The following is a 20,247-nucleotide window of genomic DNA, read 5'->3' on the forward strand; positions in this document are numbered from 1 at the left end:
CATCGAGCCCGGCAGCCCCTGGGAGAACGGCTATGTGGAGAGCTTCAACGGCAAGCTGCGCGATGAACTGCTGAACGGCGAGGTGTTCAACTCGCTGGCTGAAGCCAGGGTGCTGATCGAGCAGTGGCGCGTGCACTACAACACCGCTCGCCCCCATTCGTCGCTCGGCTACAGACCACCAGCCCCGGAGGTGATCATGCCAGGAGGAGCCAAGCCCATGCCCCATCCCGGTTCCAACGGTTCATCGGCCCCGCCAATGCCCATGCTCCACTAAAATCTCGCCCGGACCAGTCAATGGGGGCTGGTCAGGAGAGCGAGTCCTCAGGAAGGAAACAGTGTGGCGATGGGAACCGGGGGCGAACACCCTCTGGCGCGGCGCAGGATCACAGGCGGTCGCGAGCGGGCGCCGTCATCCTACGCCCGTTCGATAGCGACTATATGCCTCCTCGCTGCCGCCAGATCTCGGCGGCACGTGCATCGGCGTGGACGGGCGCGGCAGCCGGGTCAAGCGCCAGCAAGGCGAGCGACAGCGTCGCCAGCACAGTTGCCAGGGCCACACCGCCAGCTTCTCCGCGCCAGACGGCGAGGATGTCCTCCGCCGTGGGGGGCCTCGCCTCGCCCGGGCAGGTGGCAGGCAGCGTGATCTCGCAGCGCCCCCGCGTCTGGTCGAGCAGATGCGCCGTCACCGGCTTGAGGGGGGTCCGCTCCGCCTCGCCACCGCCGCCCTTCACCACCAGGAGGCGCCGGCGGCCCAGCCGCTCCGCGGTCGCGAGATGCAGCGCGATGTAGGGCGGGTGGAAGACGCCATCCACCCCGGCCCGCGCGTCGAAGGGGTCGAGCAGGCGCGCCACCGTGTTGATTGGCGAGCGCAGGCCGAGCAACTCCCGCAGGCCGAGCAGCCGATCGAGTTCCGGGCTCAGCGCTCTCAGCGGCAGGTAGGCGAAGCCTGTGGCCTCCAGCAGGCGGGCCGCATCGGCACGGTCGCCGGCGGGGCGCAGGCCAAGCCGCGCCAGCGCCTCGGGCACGGCGAGGCCGGAGGAGAACTCGTTCGAGCCATGCATCAGGACGCGATGGCCCGCCCCTGCGAGCGCCAGGGCGGCGAGCAGGAACCACGGGGCGCCCCGCGTCCGGCCGGCGCCGTAGGAGGGCCAGTCCAGATCCACCTGCGGGCCGGGCGTCGTGCCGCAGCCCGCCGCCGCGCGCGCCGCCTCGACCAGGCCGGCGATTTCATCCGGGTCCTCGCCGCGATAGCGCAGCAGCATCAGGAAGGCGCCGACCTGATGCGGGTCCACCTGCCGCCGCAGCACCATTCCCAGCGCCTCGCGCGCCTCCTCGCGCGTGAGCGCGCGGGAACGGCCGGGACCACGCCCCAGCGTGCGGATGAAGGGCGCGAAGGGATGCTCCTCCGCCGCCTCTTCGGCCACGGCCATGCCGGCTTCACGCGGCATGGCGCGCTGCCTCCGCCGTCCGTTGCGTGGCGGTGCCGGCGAGTGCCACGACGGCACCGATCAGCACCAGCGTCGGCCCCTGCACCGCGGCCGCCGCCACCGCCCCGGCGATCTCCGCAAGCGGCGCGGCGATGCGCCGCTCCCCGGGCAGGCTGGCATTCTCCACGGCGATGGCGGGCGTGTCCGCCGCCATCCCGGCCGCCAGCAGCGCCCCGGCGAGGCGCGGCAGCGTGCGCGCCCCCATATAGACCGCCAGCGTCCCCTGCGATTCCGCCAGCGCGCGCCAGTCATGGGCCGGCAGCGCGTCGTCGGCGCCATGCGCGGTGATCAGGTGCAGGCCCCGCGCGGCGCCGCGATGCGTCAGCGGCACGCCCAGCCGCGCCGCGACGGCGAGCGCCGTGGTGATGCCGGGCACCACCTCGACCTCCGCGCCGGCGGCCCGCAGCGCCTCCAGCTCCTCCCCGCCGCGGCCGAAGATGAAGGGATCGCCCCCCTTCAGGCGAACGACATGCGCGCCCGACCGCACCTCCCGCACCAGCAGGGCATTGATCGCGGCCTGGCTCATGGAGTGGCGGCCGCAACGCTTGCCGACATCGATGCGGCGCGCGTCGCGGCGGGCGAGGCCGAGCACGCGCGGGTCCACGAGCTTGTCGTAGAGCACCACATCGGCGCGGGTCAGGGCGCGCAGCGCCTTGAGGGTGAGCAGGTCCGGGTCGCCGGGGCCGGCCCCCACCAGGCTGGCGCGGCCGCGCTGCGGGGCCGTGCCGGAGCGGGCCAGGCGGGCCTCCATGGCGGCATCGGCGGCGCCGGCGTCCTCGCGCTCCAGCAGCGCGGCGGCCTCGGCGCCCTCCAGCACCTCGTCCCAGAGGCGCCGGCGCCGGTCGCGGTCCGGCAGGGCCGCGGCCACGCGGTCGCGCCAGCGGGCGCAGAAGGCCGCCAGCGCACCGAAGGCCGGCGGCACCGCCGCCTCGATGCGGGCGCGCAGGTCGCGCGCCAGGGCGGGGGCGAGGCCGGCGGTACCGATGGCGATGGCCACCGGGCCGCGCTGCACCATGGCGGGGGTGGTGAAGTCGCAGAGCGCGGGCCGGTCCACGGCATTCACCAGCACGCCGCGTCGCCGGGCCTCGGCCACCACGGCCGCGGCCTCTGCCGCGTCGTCCAGCGCGACGTAGCAAAGGCGGGCTCCGTCGAGATCCTCCGGCGCGAAGGCGCGGCGGAGCAAGGCCACCTGCCCCGCGGCCGCGAGGTCCTCGATCACCGGCTCCGGCGCCGGGTCCACCACCCGGATGGCGGCGCCGGCCGGCCGCAGCAGGCGGCACTTGGCCGCCGCGACGTCGCCGCCACCGACCACGAGCACCTCGGTGCCCGCGAGGTCGAGGAAGACGGGAAAGGGCGTGGGCACCGCCTCAGGCGGCATCGGCATGGATGTCACGCAGGATCTCCCTGATCTCGGGCAGGCAGGAGCCGCAATTCGTGCCGGCGCCAAGGGCGGCGCCGACGGCTTCGGCATCGGTCAGGCGGCGCTCCAGGATGGCGGCGCGCAGCGCGCCGAGCCCGATGCCGAAGCAGGTGCAGACCGCGCGGTCGGTGGCGCAGGCGGCGGTGGCCGCGCGGCCCGCCAGCAGGCCGCTGCGGGCCGCCTCGGCCACCGGGGCCTCTAGCAGGGCGGCCAGCGCCGCGCCGCCGGGCAGGCTGGCGCCGGCCTCCCCGGTGGTGAGGAAGAGGCAGGCCTCGACGCGCCCCTGCCGCAGCGTGGCGAAGCGCCAGGTGCCGCGCGCGGGGTCGGCGAGTTCGAGCCATTCGGCGCCCGGGGGAGCCTCCAGCAGGCGCGACACGAAATCCCGCAGCGCCGCGCCGGGCGGCAGTGGCGCCGTGCCGGCGAGTTCCAGCGCATGGCCCGTGCCCACCGGCACGCGGGACCAGTGCGGGCCCTCGGGGCGGATCGCGCGGCAATGCAGCAGCACGCCGCGCCAATGCGCCGGCACGGCCTCCGCCCGCACCGGGGTCGCCTTCAGCTCGGGCTGGCCGGAGACGGGATCGGTGGCGGCACCCACCAGCCGGCCGATCGGGCCGGAGGCGGCGAAGGCGTCCGTCCAGTGCATCGGGACGAAGATCTCGCCGGCCTGCTGCGCGGGCTCGATGGCGGCGCGCAGCACGGTCGTGCCATGCGGGCTGGTCAGGCGCACCAGCCCCCCCTCGGCGAGGCCGAGCCGCGCCGCGTCACCGGGCGAGAAGGCCGCGGCGGGGGCGGTGGCATGCGCCATGAGCCGGGGCACGCGGCCGGTGCGGGTCATGGTGTGCCACTGGTCGCGCATGCGGCCGGTGTTGAGCAGCAGCGGGAACTCCGCGTCGGGCCGCGCCGCGAGGGGGCGCCAGACGGTGGGCACGAGGCGCGCGCGGCCATCCGGCGTCGGGAAGCCGCCGCGGGCGAACAGGCGTCCCCCCTCCCCGCCCCCCGCCGGGAAAGGCCAGCGAACGGGCTCGAGCGCGTCATAGGCGTCGTCGGTCAGCGCGGCGAGGGCGCCGATGTCGAAGACGCGCGTGCCGTCATTCTCGAAGGCGGAGAGCGCGGCGTGCTCGCGGAACACGGCGGCGGGCGATTCCCAGGCGAAGGCCGCCTCGAAGCCCATGCGGCGCGCGACCTGCGCCAGCATCCACCAGTCCGGCCGTGCCTCGCCGGGCGGGGCGCGGAAGGGGCGCTGGCGGGAGATGCGGCGCTCGGAATTGGTCACCGTCCCGTCCTTCTCGCCCCAGCCCGCCGCGGGCAGCACCACATGCGCCTGCGCCGTGGTGTCGGTGGGCCAGCAATCGGAGACGACGACGAAGGGACAGGCGGCGAGCGCCTCCCGCACCGCCGCCGCGCGCGGCATGCTGTCGGCCGGGTTGGTGGCGATGATCCAGAGCGCCTTCACCCGGCCCTCGCGCACCGCCTCGAACAGCTCCACCGCCTTCAGCCCCGGCTGCGGGGCGAGGTTCGGCGCGCCCCAGAAACGGCGGACGCGGTCGAGATCCTCCGGCCGGTCGAAGCGCATATGCGCGGCAAGCTGGTTGGCCAGGCCGCCGACCTCCCGCCCACCCATCGCATTGGGCTGGCCGGTGACGGAGAACGGCCCCATGCCGGGGCGCCCGATCCGCCCTGTCGCCAGATGGCAGTTGAGGATGGCGTTTACCTTGTCCGTCCCGGCGGAGGACTGGTTCACGCCCTGGCTGTAGACGGTGACGGTGCGCTCCGTCGCCGCGAACCAGTCGAAGAAGCGGGCGATGTCGCCGGGCGCGAGGCCGGTGATGGTCGCGACGCGCGCCCGGTCCGGCACGGCGGCCAGCGCGGCCTCCAGCCCGGTGGCGTGCGCGGCGACCCAGGCATGGTCCACCGCCCCGGCGGCCGCGAGGTGCCCGAGCAGCCCGGCGAAGAGGGCGACATCGGCGCCCGGCGCGATGGCCAGGTGCAGGTCGGCGCCGCTGGAGGTGGCGGTGGCGCGCGGGTCCACCACCACCACCCGCGTCCCCCGCCGGGACCTCGCCGCCTGCAGCCGCGCGTGCAGCACGGGATGGCACCAGGCGAGGTTGCTGCCGACCAGCACCACCAGGTCGGCCTCTTCCAGGTCCTCATAGACGCCGGGCACCACATCCGCGCCGAAGGCGCGGGTGTGGCCGGCGACCGAGGACGCCATGCAGAGGCGCGAGTTGGTGTCGATGTTGCCGCTGCCGATGAAGCCCTTCATCAGCTTGTTGGCGACGTAGTAGTCCTCCGTCAGGCACTGGCCGGAGACGTAGAGGGCGACGGATTCCGGCCCGTGCGCCGCGACCGTCTCGCGGAAGCGCGCCGCCACCCGGTCGAGCGCCGCATCCCAGGAGGCGCGGGCGCCTCCGACCAGCGGGTGCAGCATGCGCCCGGAATCGTCCAGCGTCTCGGCCAGGGCCGCGCCCTTGGAGCAGAGGCGGCCCTGATTGGCCGGATGTGCCGGATCGCCCTTGATCGTGCCGTCCGGCCGCGCGAGCACACCGCAGCCGACGCCGCAATAAGGGCATGTGGTCCGGACGGCGCCGCTCATCGCCGCGACGCTGCCAGCAGCACGCGCCCCCCTTCCACGCGCACGGGGATGCGGCGCGCGCAGCCCTTGTCGGGCGCCGCCGCCTCGCCGCTGGCCAGGTCGATGACCCAGCTGTGCAGCGGGCAGGTGACGGCGTGGCCATGCACGATCCCCTGGCTGAGCGGGCCGCCCTTGTGCGGGCAGCGGTCCTCCAGCGCGAAGACCGTGTCATCCAGCGCGCGGAACACCGCCACCTCGCCATGCGCCGCCGTGGCGACCACCCGCGCGCCCTGGCGCGGGATGTCCTGCACGCCGCAGACCTCCATCCAGCCGGCGCGATCCATGATCCCGAGTTCCATGGCGCTCACTCCGCCGGCACGAGGGTGGAGAAGGCGCCGGCATCGGCACCCGCGGCGCGCTCGGCCCAGGGGTCCTTCTGGGCGAAGCGCTGCGCGTGAAGGAAGCGCGCGTGCAGGGCGCGGCGGCTTTCCGCATCCTCCACCACCCGCGCCTTCACATGCTCGAGGCCGAGGCGCTCGACCCAGGGCGCCGTGCGCTCCAGGTAGCGCGCCTCCTCCCGGTAGAGCTGGAGGAAGGCGCCGCAATATTCGAGCACCTCCTCCGGCGTGCTCACCTTGCACAGGAGATCGGTGCCGCGCAGATGGATGCCGGCATTGCCGCCGACATGCAGCTCCCAGCCGCTCTCCACCGCGACGACGCCGAAATCCTTGATCGTCGCCTCGGCGCAGTTGCGCGGGCAGCCGGAGACGGCGAGCTTCACCTTGTGGGGGTGCCAGGAGCCCCAGGTCATCCTCTCCAGCGCCACGCCCATCGCGGTGCTGTCCTGCGTGCCGAAGCGGCACCATTCGGAGCCCACGCAGGTCTTCACCGTGCGCAGCGCCTTGCCATAGCCATGGCCGGACACCATCCCGGCCGCGTTCAGGTCGCGCCAGACATCCGGAAGCTGCTCGCGGCGGACGCCCAGCAGGTCGATGCGCTGGCCGCCCGTCACCTTCACGCTGGGGATGCCGTAGCGCTCCACCACCTCGGCGATGGCGCGCAGCTCCTTCGCGTTGGTCACGCCGCCCCACATGCGCGGGATGACGGAATAGGTGCCGTCCTTCTGGATGTTGGCGTGCATCCGCTCGTTCACGAAGCGGGAGCGTGCGTCATCCTCGTACTCGCCCGGCCAGGCGCAGAGCAGGTAGTAGTTCAGCGCCGGCCGGCAGGAGGCGCAGCCCTCCGGCCGGGTCCAGCCGAGTTCCTGCATGACGGCGGGGATGCTCCTGAGCGCGCGGGCCAGGATCTCGCGCCGCACATGGTCGTGCCCATGCGGCGTGCACTTGCACATCGGCTTCTCGCCGGCGGGCTTCGCGTAGTCGCCGCCGAGGGCGAGCGCCAGCAGGCCCTCCACCTGCCCCGTGCAGGAGCCGCAGGAGGCCGAAGCCTTGGTGTGCGCCCGCACCGCCTCCAGCGTGGTCAGCCTGAGGTCGGCGATGGCGCCGGTGATCGCGCCCTTGCAGACGCCGTTGCAGCCGCAGATCTCCGCCGTCTCCGGCAGGGCCGCCAGCGCCGCCGACGGGTCGGGCGCCGCCGCGCCGCTGGCGGCGGTCGCGACGGCGCGCCCCAGGATCAGCGTGTCGCGCATCGCGGCGATGTCGGTGCCCTCGCGCAGCAGCTGGAAGTACCAGGCGGCATCCGCTACCTCGCCATACATCACCACGCCGGCCACCTTGCCCCCGCGCAGCACCAGCTTGCGGTAGATGCCGCGCGCGATGTCCTGGAAGGTGATCTCCTCGTCGGCCGGATCGGCGGCGGCGAGCGCGCCGGCGGAGAAGACGTCCACGCCCGTGATCTTCAGCCGGGTCGAGAGCGGCGGCGTGGCGTAGGTGGCGGCGGCATCCCCGGCGAGCTGCGCCGCGCAGACCTTCGCCTGCTCCCAGAGCGGCGCGACCAGGCCGAAGACCTGCCCGCGATGCTCCACGCATTCGCCGACGGCGAAGATGTCCGGGTCCTCGGTGCGCAGCCCGTCATCCACCACGATGCCGCGGTTGACGTCGAGCCCGGCGGCGCGGGCGAGGTCGATGTTCGGGCGGATGCCGATGGCCACGACCACCAGCTCGGCCGGGATCTCGCGGCCATCGGCGAGGCGGACGCCTTCCGCGCGCTCGCTGCCGAGGATCTGCTCGGTCTGGCCGTTGGTGAAGAAGGCGATGCCCCGCCCATCCAGGTCGCGCTGCAGCAGCGTGCCCGCCGTGGCGTCCAGCTGCCGCTCAAGCAGCGTCGGCATCAGGTGCACCAGGGCCACAGACATGCCCTGCCGCTTCAGCCCCCAGGCGGCCTCCAGCCCGAGCAGCCCGCCGCCGATGACGACGGCGCGGCGGCCGCTGCGGGCCGCGGCGATCATCGTCTCGACATCGGCGATATCGCGGAAGGCGCAGGTGCCGGGCAGGCCGAGGCCCGGGATCGGCGGCGCCAGCGGCTTCGAGCCGGTGGCGATCAGCAGCCGGTCGTAAGGCAGGGTCAGGCCGGAGGCGGAGGTGACGGTCCGCGCCGCCCGGTCCAGCGCCACCACCGGGTCGCCGGCGATCAGGCGGATGCCGTTCTCCGCGTACCAGTCGCGGCTGTTGATCACGATCTCCTCGAGCGATTTCTCGCCGGCGAGGACGGAGGAGAGCGCGATGCGGTCGTAGTTCGGATGCGGCTCGGCGCCGAAGACCGTGATGTCGTAGCGGTGTGGCGCGAGGCGGAGAAGGTTCTCCACCGTCCGCATTCCCGCCATGCCGTTGCCGACCACGAGCAGGCGCTGCCGCTGGCGCGGGATCATGTTCATGCCGTGTCTCCCGCTCAGATCCGGGCGGCGCCGGCGGTGGCGGCGCCCCAGGTGCTGCGCCAGCGGCGCTTCACGCCGGTGAGGCCGAGCAGCGCCACCAGGGCCAGCGCCGCGAAGATCAGGAAGCCGCCCGCGTAGCTGCCGCTGAGCTGCTTCGCCAGGCCGAGGCTGGAGGCGAGCCAGAAGCCGCCGAGCCCGCCCGTCATGCCGACAAGGCCGGTCATGACGCCGATCTCGTCGCGGAAGCGCTGCGGCACGAGCTGGAACACTGCGCCATTGCCCATGCCGAGGGCCAGCATGGCGGTGATGAAGACAGCGAGTGCCATCCAGCTCTGCGACAGGCCGAGGCTCACCACAGCCAGCGCCGTGGCGGCCACCGCGTACATGGCGGTGAGCGAGCGCACGCCGCCGATCCGGTCCGCCACGATGCCGCCGATGGGGCGCACCAGCGAGCCGGCGAAGACGCAGGCGGCGGTGAAGTAGCCCGCCGTGACCGGCGAGAGGCCGTACACGTCGCTGAAGTAGATGGTCAGCGAGGAGGCGAGGCCGACGAAGCCGCCGAAAGTGACGCTGTAGAAGAGCATGAACCACCAGGCATCGCCCGTGCGCAGCACGGCCAGGTATTCCGGCAGGCGCTTCGGCGCCGGATGGCTGGGGCTGTCCTTGGCGAGCAGCAGATAGACCACCAGGACCAGCAGCAGCGGGATGGCCACCAGGCCGAACACGTTGCTCCAGCCGAAAGCCGCGGCGAGGCCGGGCGCGAAGAGCGCGGCGAAGACCGTGCCCGAATTGCCGGCGCCGGCGATGCCGAGGGCGGTGCCCTGGTGCTCCGGCGGATACCAGCGGGAGGCGAGCGGCAGGGCGACGGCGAAGGACGCCCCGGCGATGCCGAGCACCAGCCCGACCAGCAGCGTCTGCGCGAAGCTGTGCACGCCGAACCACCAGGCCGCCAGCAGCCCGGCGATGACGATCACCTGGCTGATGAGGCCGGTGCGGCGCGGGCCGAGATGGTCCACCAGCACGCCGTTGACCAAGCGGAAGCCCGCGCCGGCCAGCACCGGCGTGGCGACCATGAGGCCCTTCTCGGCGGGGTTGAGGCCGAGATCGGCGGCGATCTGCACGGCCATCGGGCCCAGGATCACCCAGGCCATGAAGGAAAGGTCGAAATAGAGGAAGGCGGCGATCAGTGTGGGCAGATGGCCTGCCCGCAGGAAATCCTTGTGCACCGGGAGTACGCTCCGCGGACCGCATATGCGTCCGCTTGCAGGCCGCCATTGACCTGCTGATCGCGCTCAGGGACCGGCACGGGGCCGGACCGGCTCACTCAGGCGCCCCCCGCCCTTGGAGGGCGCCCGTCACGCGCCGCGCTGGTCCTGCGGACCGGCCCTGGCGACATGAAAACTTCCAAGCAAGCCGTATGCCAGATCAATCGCCCAGGCTGCTTGCCTCCATCGTGCCGCACGGTAAGGCAAGTATGCCTATTTTTTGCACATTTGGTTTTGCTCAGAACAAATCATAGGCAAATCCCTGTCTCTCCGAACGAGCGCCTACAAAATAGGCGAAAGCCAGCCGGATTGGCGGCCCGCGTAAGCTCAGAACCCGAAGCGCGTTCCGTCGCAGAACCCATCAGGTTCCATCGGGATGGGGGCGGGTTCCGCCGCCAGGCTCCAGGATGCTCCATGAGCGCCTTCCGGCTTCCGGCCTGCCAGCGGCACGGGCTGGCCCACGGCGCGGGCGGCCTGTGCATAGAGGTCCGGGCGATAGGCCCGCTCGGCCCGTTCCGCCGCGTCGGCGGGCAGGCTGTGCCAGCGCGCCATCTGCGTCGTGAACCACCGCGCATGCGATCGCCACGGGAAGGCGGCGGCATGGGCGGCGAAGGTCGAGCGATCCACATCGCCGCCCGCGCCACCCGGAAGGGAGGCCGCCACGAGATCGGCCGGCACCCCCACCCATCCCGGCCCGGCCAGCAGCGCGGCCAGATCCGCCGCGCCGGCGGGATCGTCGCAGGCCGGGCCGGCCCGCAGCAGCGCCCGAAGGACGGATTGCAGGATGTCGGGGTGGCGCTCGGCCCAGTCGGCTCGCACGGCTAGGCATTTCTCCGGGTGGTTCCGCCAGATGCCGGAGGACAGGACCACCGCCCGCCCCGCCCCCATCCGCGCCGCCACGGCGCCCCAGGGCGCGCCGGCGCAGAAGCCGTCGATCCGGCCGGCGGCCAGGGCCTGCGGCATCTCCGCCGGCGGCACGACGGTGATGTCCACCGCCCCTTCCGGATCGATGCCGCTGGCCGCCAGCCAGTAGCGCAGCAGGAGGTCGTGCGTGGACCAGCCCTGCACCACCGCTAGGCGCGGCCGCCGGCCATCTTCCAGCAGGCCGCGCAGGCGCCGCCCCGCCTCCAGCGCGGAGGGCCGGGCGCCATCCCGCAGCACCGCCGCCGCCAGCGCCTCGGCCAGCACCACCGAATTGCCGTTCAGACTCAGCGACATCGGCACCAGCAGCCCGGTCGCCGCCGGGCGCAGGCCGAGCTCCATCGCGAGCGCCAGCGGGGGCAGCATCACGGCCCCGTCCAGCAGGCCATAGGCGAGCTTGTCCGCGACATTGGCCCAGGAAGGCTCGACCGAGAGGGCCACCGCCACGCCCTCCTCCGCGAACAGGCCGCGCGCAGTGGCCAGCGCGACCGGCGCGGCATCCGTCAGGCGCAGCAGGCCTAGGCGCATCCTTCCGCGCGCACCGCTCGGGTCACTCATCGTCCGACAGTCCTTTTTCCCCGGCGGCCCGCAGCACCTCGATGGCGATGTCCACGGCGCGCCGGCTGCGCTCCATGGCCTGGCGGCGAAGCCAGCGATGCGCTTCCGGCTCGCTCATCCGCCGCTGCCTGATCAGAAGACTCTTCGCCCGGTCCAGGAGCAAGCGCTCGCGCAGGCTGCTTCGGGTATGTTGCAGCTCCGCCTCCACCTGCCGGTAGCGGCGGAACATGGCCACCGCCGCGCGCACGATCGGCTTCACGTCCGGCAGCGCCATCCCGACCACCGTATAGGAGGAGACACCTGCCTCGATCGCCGCCTCCATGAAGGCCGGATCATCCGCATCCACGAACATCACGACAGGACGTGGATTGTGGTGGGTCACGCGCCGGATATCGTCGAGGTAATCCCGGTCCGGGCGCCCCATGTCGACGATGACCACGTCGGGCCTTTCGCGCGCGACGGCCTCCGGCAGGGTCTCGCCCGGGCGCGGCCGCACCGTGAGGGTAGCTCCGGCAGACGCGAGATGCGCTTCGACAATCCGCGCCCGCTCCGGTTCGGCATCGATCAGCAGAACCTTCAACTTCAGCAACCGTGTCTCAAGTGCCGCCCTGCCTCGGACTTCCCCGGAGAGCTGAAGCAAAGCGCATGCCAGGGAAAGTTCGATGTCAGGCCAAAGCCTGTCGGAGCTTGATCCAATCGGCGGCGGCTGCGAGGCAAAAGACGCCGAGGAAAGAGGTGTCGGCCTCCTCGTAGCGGGTGGCGACGGCGCGCCATTCCTTCAGGCGCGCGGAGGTTCTCCACGCGAGAGCGGGTACCGGAGATCCAGGCAGGACAGGCGACTGGCGCGCCCTTTCGCTTGGGTAGAATGGCGGGCCGTGCACCTGCACCGCCCGCGGATGATGAGACACCGGATTCGAGCCCACGCGGCCAGGGCCGCGGTTTGAAGCTGCTGCTGGCGCATGGCGGCGGGTGCCTGGAACCCGCGCCGCTCGATCAGCCAGTTGGTGTTGTGGGTGTCGCGGAAGGCCAGCAGAGCCTGGCGCATTTGCTCGACGGTGTCGAAGGTCAACCGGGTCTTCCAGGCGCTCTCGACCCAACCGGAGAGCGAGTTCTCAAGAAGGAAAATTGGTGTCCGCGGCGGAAATCGAACTGCTGCCTCACGCTGTCTCCCGCCGACGCAGCCAGCTCCTCAACCCTCTGATCCAGGCCGCTTCACTGTCTCCCGTCGTGTCTGGCCAAATCCAGGTGACGCACGCCGAGTGTGGGGGATAGTGTGGGGGACGGCGCCAGGACATCGAACGCTGCCCCGTCCCCCACACTCATCGCCACGTGCCGCCATGCCCCTCGACGTGAAGCAAATCGAAGCCCTGAAGCCGGGCCCGAAGCCCTACCGGAGGTCGGATGGTGGCGGCCTGCTGCTGGAGGTGCATCCCAGCGGTGCGAAGGTCTGGCTCTGCCGGCTGACGGCGGCGGGGAAGCGCCGGGACATGGGCCTGGGCGGGTATCCGATCGTCAGCCTGAAGGCGGCCCGCGCCGCAGCTCGAGCGGCCAAGGAGAAGGCGGCCGCCGGCCTGGACCCGATCGGGGAGAAGCAGGGCAAGGCCAAGGCGCTGGTGGCGGAGCGACACGCCCAGGCGGAGGCGGAGGCCCGGACCTTCCGGGCGGTGGCGCAGGCCTACATCCGCAAGGAGGCGCCAGGCTGGAAGCATGAGCGCACGGCCGACTTCTGGCAGGCGTCGCTGGAGCGGTACGCCTTCCCGGTGCTGGGCGAGATGGCGGTGGCGGAGATCGGCCGCGATGACGTGCTGCGCATGATCGAGGAGGTGTGGCGTGACCGCCCGACGGTGGGGAAGAAGGTGCTGCAGCGGACCGGTGCTGTCCTCCGCTATGCCGCGGCGCGCGGCTGGCGCGGCGGCGAGAACCCGGCCGACACCAAGACCCTCCGTCATCTCGGCCTCTCCGCCCTCCCCGGCGGGAAGAAGCAACCCTCTCTCCCCTGGACCAAGCTGCCGGCCTTCATGAAGGCGCTCGACGCCATGCCCGGCCTCGCTGCCCTGGCGCTGCGGTTTGCCGTTCTGACAGCCCTGCGCTCCGGCGAGGTTCGGGGCGTGCGGTGGTCGGAGCTGTCCTTCGATGGGGTGCCCACCCTGACGGTGGACGGCGCACGCATGAAGGGGCGGAAGTCCGTCACCCTGCAGCCGCACCGGGTGCCGCTGCCGCCGGCGGCGCTGGACATCCTGGCCCGGGCCTATGTCCGGCGCACCGGTGCCAACGCCAAGGCGGCGGACGTGCCCCGCCTGGCGCGCCTGCTGACCGACGCCCTGGTCTTCCCCAATGCCAGCGGCAAGGCGCCCCTGAGCGACATGGCGCTCTCCGCGGTGATGCGCCGGATGAACGCCGACCGGCCCGAAGGCGCGCCGCCACCGTGGCGTGACGCGGACGGGCGGGAGGCGGTGCCGCACGGCTTCCGCGCCAGCTTCCGTACCTGGGTGGATGACACCCGGCCCGGCGATGCCGCGGCTGCGGAGAAGGCCCTTGCGCATGAGGACGAGAACACGGTGGCGGCGCGCTACCGGCGGTCCGACCTGTTCGATCTAAGGGTGCCGTTGATGGTTGCCTGGGCGGAGTGGTGCTGCGGCGAGAGCAGCCGGAGCAAGGTAGCGGCGGCCGAGGAGAACACCGAGGCAGGCTAGCCTTACCCCTCTCCACCACCGCGCATCACGCATTTCTATTCTAGACCCCCTACCGAAAACCCCGAAAAAGGCGAAAACTCCTGGAGGGCTGCTAAGCCGTTGATCTTCTGAGCATTGGAGACCGTATTTCTCGGGAACTCGCTGTCCGAAAATTCCCCGAAAACCTCCGAAAACCCTCTTTCGCGCCCAATGCGAACGGCTGACTGCTCCGCGGACGGCCGCCGCCCCGTCCGTCGTGCGCCCTTAACCCCGGCGCACGACGCCAGCCGCCAAGCAGGGGTAGGCGACGGGGCCCCCTCGCGCGTGGAAGGCGAACTTCCTCGCGAAGAGGAGTGCTGTCAGAAGACGCAGCGCCGCCTCGGTAAGGCCGGGCGATGGACCAAGCAGCGCCGAGAGGCCTAGGGTCCACCATCGTCGGACGGCGACGACGGCCCGAGGGATTGAAGCCTCATGCACTTGGCTCGCACTGCACCGATTGGCGGATCGATCACCGACGTGCCTGGGGTGAAGGTCGGACACTTTACCGAGGCGCGCCGGCCGACCGGCTGCACCGTCGTCCTTGTCGAGCAGGGCGCGACTGCAGGGGTGGCGGTTCGCGGGGCAGCGCCGGGAACGCGGGAAACCGATCTTCTCGACCCGTCCAACACCGTCGAGCAGGTGCACGCCATTCTGCTGGCGGGAGGTTCAGCCTTCGGGCTGAGTGCCGCCGGCGGGGTTGTCCGCTGGCTCGAGGAGCGTGGATACGGGCTGCCCGTCGGGCCGGCGCGGGTGCCGATCGTGCCTGCAGCAATCCTGTTCGATCTCTCGGTGGGCGACCACAGCATCCGGCCCGATGAAGCCGCCGGCTACGCGGCCTGCGAGGCCGCCACGGCATCCCCACCCGGGCAGGGCAGCGTCGGCGCCGGCACGGGCGCAACCGTCGGCAAGTTGTTCGGCATCGAGCGGGCGATGAAGGGTGGGATCGGCACCGCGGCCATGCAGGTCAGTGGCATCACCATCGGCGCCATCGTTGCGGTCAACGCGGTGGGGGACGTCATTGATCCCGGGAGTGGAGAGATTGTTGCCGGAGCGCTTGATCCGACCGGGACGAGGCCCTGCGGCACGACGGCAACCTTGCTGCAAAGCGAGAAGCCGGCGTCCGTGGACAGGGGATCGGCCACCACCATCGGCGTCCTGGCCACGGATGCCGCTCTCACGAAAGCGCAGTGCCGCCTTCTCGCCAACTCGGCGCATGACGGGCTCGCGCGCTGCATAGACCCCATTCACACCATCCTGGACGGGGACACGATCTTCGCCATCGCGACGGCACGCGCGACCCAGGCGGCAGACATGATGGTCATGGGCGCTGCCGTGCCGCGGGTCGTGACAGCGGCTGTGCTGAAAGCGGTGAGGGCCGCGAGAGCCGTGGGCCCGAGCCCTCTGAGCGCCGTGGAACTGGCCGTAGCCGGCACGGCGCGCTGAGCGCACAAGGAGCCAAGGGCACGCGGCCCTGCGCTCTCATCCCTCAGATGCCTCTTCACCACTCTCGGCCGCATCGTCCGAATGCACGGGCTTGGCGGCCGCGGCCCTGAGATGCTTCTGGTGGAGAACGCGGAGGCGATCCTGGGCCTCCTGGCAGGACACGCCGGGCTCAGCGTGGGACAGGCTGAAATACTCGCTCGTCTCATCGGCGGTGAGGCCGGCCAGCACGCGACTGCCCTCTGCGTCGGTGCTCCAACGTCGCCAGAAGCCTCCTCGGTTAGGCATATCTCCTCGGTGAGGTGGTGGGTTGTTGTAGCAAAGAGGTCAAGCAGAAGGGATCATAGGTGGCCGCCTGCGTAGCGCCGGCTGGAAATCGAAAAGGTCAGACGCCAGATCTCGGAAATCATATCCCCAATTTATTATTTGCTTTACATAAATCCTCTCGCCAGAAGAGAGGTTATATTCGCTTTGGATAATGAACATTTCACTCTTCCTTCCTCCGAAAACTATACCGTGAGCAAGGAAGTTCCTATTCCGCGACGCTCTTTCCGCGCGCTTCTTGAGCCTTAGCCATTCCGGGTACTGCTCTTTGCAAAGGCTCTTCTGCGCTGCTGCATCAACCGCATCAATCCGCGATCTGAAGTTCACGATAGCACGTAGGGCTGCTTCAGGAAGTGTATTCGGGTAAGCAAGGTCTCGGCGATCCTCGAACATTGAGCCAAATACCCATCCCAGTCGGGCCTCCACCGAAGCCCATTGGCTCAAAGCCCAACCATAGCTGGCATAGAAGATCTGGTTCGGCTCACCCTTGAAGAGGTCAAACCTACGCGGGGACGGCTTTCCGAAAGGACGCCCGGAGGGCCGCCAACCCTCATCTTTCACCGTCATCAGAACCTCTGCCACTACGTTACCGAACGAGTTTCAGGCGAGCATCCCCGTCCTGCTTTTGAGCAAACTCTCCACTGCCGACCGGCACCCTGCTAGTCAGAAAGATAGTCGCGCTCCGCAGCACGCCTTCTCAGCCGCACGCCCGCGCCGCCGCCGTTCTCCGGGATGAACTCGACGCCGGCAGCTTCGAGGGCCGCCTGGACCTTCTGGGCGTTGGCGACAGAGCTGCGCTCTAGACCGAGCTTCTCCATCCTTTGGATGGTGGGGAGAGATAGGCCGGAACGCTCCGCCAGGTCACGCTGCTCCCAGTCGAGGAACACCCGGGCAGCCTTGATCTGCTTCGCCGATATCATGCGCCAGACATCACCTATGATGGTTCAAGCTTGACGCCTCGAACGGCATCAATTATGTTTGGCACATCACGCAGGATGTTTCAAGGAACACCGGCGTAGTGGCTGGAGGCGCGGCGCCAACCGCTTCCTCCAGCCTAACCGCAACCCTGGCTTTCACGGAGCCTGGATCATGGTTACGCACGCGCATACCGCGCCACCGCTTGGCGCGTCCAGAAGGTCTACCATCATTCCCGCGGTGCCCGATCAGGCGACAGGCGCCGGCCGGAACGTTCACGGTCTGGCCACCGACAATCACTCCCCTCCGAAGGGAGTGCTCTACCGCCCGAGCTTCCTGCGGCGCTGCTTGGCCTACCTGGCCAACGGCGACCTGCCGCCGCTGAGCGGCTTCCGGCCGCCGGCGCAGCTCCCCTGGTATGGCGGCCCTGTCCCGGGCGCCCCGCCGCTGCCGGGCGGCTTTCCGCCGAAGATCCCCGCCTCGTCCTTCGCCGCAGCCTATGTCGGCGCGGTCGCCCTGGGCAGCTTCGGTCTCGGCCTCATGCTCGCGGGAGCCGCGCTGTGATGTCTGGAACGAATGCCATCTCGAGGAGGTCAGCCGTGACCGCCCTTCTGCCGATCGCCGCCACCGCTGGCATGGTCTCGGCCACTCCCACCCTCCCCTTCTCTGCGGCGCGGCCGCGCCCTGGCGCCGCGGCTGGCCCGGATGCCGAGCTGATCCGGCTCTGCGCCGAGCACATCGCCAACATCGAGGCCTACAACGTCGACGTCGGCGATCTGGACCCGGAGGACGATCCGCTCTGGCACGCCTACGAGCGGACCCGCGAGGCCATCAGTGAGGCGCAGCCGCGCACGATCGAGGGCATGCTGGCGAAGGCCCAGGCGGCGAAGGCGGAGGCACGCCGGCCGGACGGGAGCGAGAAGCCGACCGATGGCCCGGCCGCGGAATGGGCCTGGGACCTGATGCACGACCTCATCCGCATGGCGGGGATGGGCTGATGCTCTCGCGTCAGGACCGGAGGCGTGCAGCGCGGGACAGCCGGGCGTTGCTCGGCGCTTCCCCAGGCGGGCTACTCGGCCGGCAGCAGGCTCGGCAGCGGCGAGCCGCGAACCTGCAAGCGCCGTCTTGGGTGTTCCCTCTACGTACCGTCCTTGGCTATGATCCTGCGCGGCGGGGCAAGGTTTGGCCGCCTCGTGCCCGGCTCTCCGCGCCGGGCCGCTCCGCCGCTCTTCCTCGCGGAGCGCGCTGCGGAGGCGCTATGGCATTGGACCCTTCCAAAGAAGCAGCGCTTCTCGCGGTGAGAGATGGCCTCATCAACCTCGCCGCCGATCCGCAAGCCCCGCTGCAGGAACGGCTTTGGGCGACGTCCCAGCTTCACAAGGAAGCGCTGCCCAAGAGTGCATTGCCAGAAGAAAGGCTCAAACGAGCCGGTGACCGGCGAGTGACAGTTCGGCTCGGCTTGATGGCAATCGTTGACGCTCTTCCAGACGCTGGAGTTCCCAAAGAGCACCTAGAGGTCTTCTGGGAACTCATCCACCTCCTAGAAGAACTCGACAAGGGCATTCCATCCCACGATCTGCTCGTAATCGCGCCGAAAAGTGGCCCCAAGAAGTCGGAGCACGTGTTGCGGCAGCGGGGCGTGGCGGCCGCGGCGGTGGAGATCTTGATGACCCGTGCCTCCTGGAAGGAGGAAAAGGCCCTTCGGTATGTGGCCAACAGGATCAAAGGCTGGGAAGCAGCAGTCCAGGTCAAACGAGGGCAACTCTGGGAAGCTGTGCAGGATTGGCGCGAGGAGGCCCGCTTAGCCGGTGAAGCCCAAGACTGCCAGGCATTCCGCGTATCTCTCGAAGCAAGCAGCCTCTTCCTGGAGATCCCGCCTGAGAAGGTGGCCGACAAGCTGACCGAGGCGCCTCCGGGCTAAATCCGAAGTTCCCCCTCTCAATTTCGGGGAAAGTGGCCGGCAATGTCTGTCCGCCGACACCGCATGGTGTCGCGTGAAACAGGACGAGGCAGATGGAAGAACCTTCCCGCTACGGGACCGCAGCCCCCGCCTTCGCCGGAATGGCGGCCAGGGCATCCCGCCGTGAGCCGATCACCTACACCGTGAACGACGCGGCGGCCGTCTCCGGCCTCTCGCGCGCCACCCTCTACCGACTGGCCGCCGACGGGCGCCTGCGGCTGGTGAAGGTGGGCAGCCGAACGCTGGTGGATGCGACGAGCCTGCGCGCGCTGCTGGGCGTCGCCGCGTGACGGACGCCCCTGTGCTGACCTTCGCGGCGCCGCGGCTGGCGCCGGCGAGCCCCTGAAACAGCAAACCCTCCGCGCGGTGAAGCGGCGGAGGGCTGCGGGAACTCTACTGGTGCAATCTACGGCGACACCGGATTGTACCGCCTTCCCGCAGACCTCGCCAGACCTTCCCGCGCCTGAAAAGGCGTGAAATGACCATCTCTTCAGCCCCCAAAGGGCGAACTGCGTCACCCAACCTGGCCACCGCCCTGCGCGGCGCGGTGGTGCGGCTGCACCTTTCGCCGCTCTCCTTCGGGCCGTCTGCCATCGTCGCGGTGGCGGCGACCCATAAGGCGGCCTCGCCGGATGTGCTCGGCGACCGCGGCGTCCTGGCCTGCCTGCTGACGCACGATGCGGGCGTGACCCAGCCCGACACCCGCGGGCGTGTCATGCTGGCCGAGGCCCTGGCGCAGGGGGGAACGGCGCTGCTGGCCTTCGCCACCGAGCGCGATGCCGGCATGGCCTATCGCTGGCTGTTGGCCCTGGCCGCGGCGCGGGGGCAAGCATGAAGCGCCGCCGCAAGCCGACCCCGCCGCCCGCGCGCCCGGCGGCCCCGATCCGGCTGCTGATCCTGGAGGCCTGCCGCGACGCCGAGGGCCAGCCCCGTGCCGCCCTGGCACTCCCGGGCCTCCGCCTGCCGGTGGTCTACCCGAGCCTTGCGGCGGCGGTGGCGGCGAAGACGGCCCTGGAGGCGCCCCGATGAGCGCCGCCATCACCGACCTGCGGCTGCGGCGTGGTGCCGACCACCTTTGCCGCCTGGGAACGCGCGCCGTGGCGGAACTGCTGGCCGAGATCGGTGGCCGTCATGGCATCCAGGAGGAGATCCTGCAGGCGCTCGCCGCCTACCAGCGCCTCTCGCCCGAGATGGTCCGCACGGCCGCCGGCGACAGGTTCCCGCCGCACCTGGTCGAGGTGCCGCGCGAGGCGGAGCAGGCCGGCGCCTCCTCGGCACGCGCGCACAGCCGCGGCGGCCTGCGGACCCAGAATTCAAGCGGCCGGGCGGACGGCTGGTCCCCGTCCCCTCGGCCTCACCACAACCCCGCTTCAACGGAGCGAGCCCATGGCTGACGCCAACCGTACCACCCCCTCCCGCTTCGCGGCCACTCCCGCGGCCGTGTTGTCGTCGCGCGCCGCGCGCACCGCCAGCAAGGCACCCGATGCCCGCCTGGCCGGCGCCTGCCGCCGTTATCTCGCGCTGGAGGCCGAATTCAACCGGCTCTTCGAGCTGGAGTGCGCCGCCCAGGAGGCCGGCGACAAGGCCCGGGCGGATCGCTTCGCCAGCCGACAATGCGCCCTGGTGCCGGAGCAGCAGCGCGTCCTTGCCGAGGTCATGGAGCGGCCGGCGCGCACCGCCGAGGGAATGCGCCTCAAGGCAGAAGTCGCGCTGATGCGAGTGCAGACCGGCGGCGACGGCGGCCCTCTCAGCGTAGAGGACCAGCTACTGGCGAGCCTGGCGCGCGACCTGCAGACGGCGGCGGGAGGTGTTGCATGACGCACTCCGACTGCACGCGGTGC

Annotated in this window: 21 protein-coding genes and 1 pseudogene; 11 read left to right on the plus strand and 11 right to left on the minus strand. The window is 71.0% G+C overall.

Annotated features, from left to right (window positions below; translation table 11 throughout):
* Positions 1-274: transposase (locus tag QMO56_RS24860; protein WP_283530063.1), on the plus strand; the 274-nt coding region annotated here is incomplete at its 5' end.
* Positions 275-434: 160 nt separating this feature from the next.
* On the opposite strand, the gene QMO56_RS24865 is transcribed toward QMO56_RS24860, so the two are convergent.
* The 9 genes and pseudogenes from QMO56_RS24865 to QMO56_RS24905 all read right to left on the minus strand — a co-directional run.
* Positions 435-1,448 carry a glycosyl transferase family protein gene (locus QMO56_RS24865; protein ID WP_283530065.1) on the minus strand — a complete coding sequence of 338 codons (1,014 nt, stop codon included), beginning with the start codon at positions 1,446-1,448 and terminating at the stop codon, positions 435-437.
* Positions 1,438-2,871, minus strand: a complete 1,434-nt coding sequence (cysG, locus tag QMO56_RS24870; RefSeq protein ID WP_283530117.1) for a siroheme synthase CysG — start codon at positions 2,869-2,871, stop codon at positions 1,438-1,440. The genes QMO56_RS24865 and cysG overlap by 11 nt, the downstream gene beginning before the upstream one ends.
* Entirely contained in the window at positions 2,855-5,500 is a 2,646-nt protein-coding gene (locus QMO56_RS24875) for a nitrate reductase (protein ID WP_283530067.1), read from the minus strand. The genes cysG and QMO56_RS24875 overlap by 17 nt, the downstream gene beginning before the upstream one ends.
* Positions 5,497-5,838 (minus strand): nitrite reductase small subunit NirD, encoded by a 342-nt coding sequence (gene nirD / locus QMO56_RS24880; protein WP_283530068.1) that lies wholly within the window; start codon positions 5,836-5,838, stop codon positions 5,497-5,499. Before nirD ends, QMO56_RS24875 begins: the two co-directional genes overlap by 4 nt.
* 5 nt (positions 5,839-5,843) lie before the next feature.
* Positions 5,844-8,312, minus strand: coding sequence for a nitrite reductase large subunit NirB (gene nirB / locus QMO56_RS24885; protein ID WP_283530069.1), 2,469 nt, complete (start codon positions 8,310-8,312; stop codon positions 5,844-5,846).
* Between the two features lie 14 nt (positions 8,313-8,326).
* On the minus strand, positions 8,327-9,538 hold the full coding sequence (locus QMO56_RS24890; RefSeq protein ID WP_283530071.1) for a NarK/NasA family nitrate transporter: 1,212 nt from the start codon (positions 9,536-9,538) through the stop codon (positions 8,327-8,329).
* Positions 9,539-9,904: 366 nt separating this feature from the next.
* On the minus strand, positions 9,905-11,056 hold the full coding sequence (locus tag QMO56_RS24895; RefSeq protein ID WP_283530072.1) for an ABC transporter substrate-binding protein: 1,152 nt from the start codon (positions 11,054-11,056) through the stop codon (positions 9,905-9,907).
* Complete coding sequence (locus tag QMO56_RS24900) at positions 11,049-11,645, minus strand: ANTAR domain-containing response regulator (RefSeq protein WP_283530074.1); 597 nt, start codon at positions 11,643-11,645, stop codon at positions 11,049-11,051. Before QMO56_RS24900 ends, QMO56_RS24895 begins: the two co-directional genes overlap by 8 nt.
* 76 nt (positions 11,646-11,721) lie before the next feature.
* Positions 11,722-11,941: pseudogene (locus QMO56_RS24905) on the minus strand (IS5/IS1182 family transposase); the annotation flags it as partial.
* A 464-nt stretch (positions 11,942-12,405) separates the two neighbouring features.
* On the opposite strand from QMO56_RS24905, the gene QMO56_RS24915 reads away from it, so the two are divergent.
* On the plus strand, positions 12,406-13,749 hold the full coding sequence (locus tag QMO56_RS24915; protein WP_283530076.1) for a phage integrase central domain-containing protein: 1,344 nt from the start codon (positions 12,406-12,408) through the stop codon (positions 13,747-13,749).
* Positions 13,750-14,199: 450 nt separating this feature from the next.
* On the plus strand, positions 14,200-15,210 hold the full coding sequence (locus tag QMO56_RS24920) for a P1 family peptidase (RefSeq protein WP_283530078.1): 1,011 nt from the start codon (positions 14,200-14,202) through the stop codon (positions 15,208-15,210).
* Positions 15,211-15,534: 324 nt separating this feature from the next.
* On the opposite strand, the gene QMO56_RS24925 is transcribed toward QMO56_RS24920, so the two are convergent.
* Both QMO56_RS24925 and QMO56_RS24930 read right to left on the minus strand, forming a co-directional pair.
* The gene (locus QMO56_RS24925) at positions 15,535-16,098 is read right to left on the minus strand and encodes a hypothetical protein (protein ID WP_283530079.1); all 564 of its coding nucleotides are present in this window, start codon (positions 16,096-16,098) and stop codon (positions 15,535-15,537) included.
* 92 nt (positions 16,099-16,190) lie between these two features.
* Positions 16,191-16,451 carry a helix-turn-helix domain-containing protein gene (locus QMO56_RS24930; RefSeq protein WP_283530081.1) on the minus strand — a complete coding sequence of 87 codons (261 nt, stop codon included), beginning with the start codon at positions 16,449-16,451 and terminating at the stop codon, positions 16,191-16,193.
* Positions 16,452-16,761: 310 nt separating this feature from the next.
* Between QMO56_RS24930 and QMO56_RS24935 the strand changes: the two genes are divergently transcribed.
* From QMO56_RS24935 to QMO56_RS24970, 8 genes are all read left to right on the plus strand, one after another.
* On the plus strand, positions 16,762-17,010 hold the full coding sequence (locus QMO56_RS24935; RefSeq protein ID WP_283530083.1) for a hypothetical protein: 249 nt from the start codon (positions 16,762-16,764) through the stop codon (positions 17,008-17,010).
* A 35-nt stretch (positions 17,011-17,045) separates the two neighbouring features.
* Positions 17,046-17,444 carry a hypothetical protein gene (locus QMO56_RS24940; RefSeq protein WP_283530085.1) on the plus strand — a complete coding sequence of 133 codons (399 nt, stop codon included), beginning with the start codon at positions 17,046-17,048 and terminating at the stop codon, positions 17,442-17,444.
* A 260-nt stretch (positions 17,445-17,704) separates the two neighbouring features.
* Positions 17,705-18,367, plus strand: a complete 663-nt coding sequence (locus QMO56_RS24945; protein WP_283530087.1) for a hypothetical protein — start codon at positions 17,705-17,707, stop codon at positions 18,365-18,367.
* Positions 18,368-18,459: 92 nt separating this feature from the next.
* Positions 18,460-18,696, plus strand: a complete 237-nt coding sequence (locus tag QMO56_RS24950; RefSeq protein WP_283530088.1) for a helix-turn-helix domain-containing protein — start codon at positions 18,460-18,462, stop codon at positions 18,694-18,696.
* Positions 18,697-18,884: 188 nt separating this feature from the next.
* Positions 18,885-19,241 (plus strand): hypothetical protein, encoded by a 357-nt coding sequence (locus QMO56_RS24955; RefSeq protein WP_283530090.1) that lies wholly within the window; start codon positions 18,885-18,887, stop codon positions 19,239-19,241.
* Complete coding sequence (locus QMO56_RS24960) at positions 19,238-19,435, plus strand: hypothetical protein (RefSeq protein WP_283530092.1); 198 nt, start codon at positions 19,238-19,240, stop codon at positions 19,433-19,435. Before QMO56_RS24955 ends, QMO56_RS24960 begins: the two co-directional genes overlap by 4 nt.
* Complete coding sequence (locus QMO56_RS24965) at positions 19,432-19,800, plus strand: hypothetical protein (RefSeq protein WP_283530094.1); 369 nt, start codon at positions 19,432-19,434, stop codon at positions 19,798-19,800. Before QMO56_RS24960 ends, QMO56_RS24965 begins: the two co-directional genes overlap by 4 nt.
* A complete protein-coding gene (locus tag QMO56_RS24970; protein WP_283530096.1) occupies positions 19,793-20,224 on the plus strand; it encodes a hypothetical protein in 432 nt (143 codons plus the stop codon). The genes QMO56_RS24965 and QMO56_RS24970 overlap by 8 nt, the downstream gene beginning before the upstream one ends.
* Positions 20,225-20,247 lie beyond the last annotated feature (23 nt).

This window comes from Roseomonas sp. E05 (assembly GCF_030063475.1).
Classification (GTDB): Bacteria; Pseudomonadota; Alphaproteobacteria; order Acetobacterales; family Acetobacteraceae; genus Pseudoroseomonas.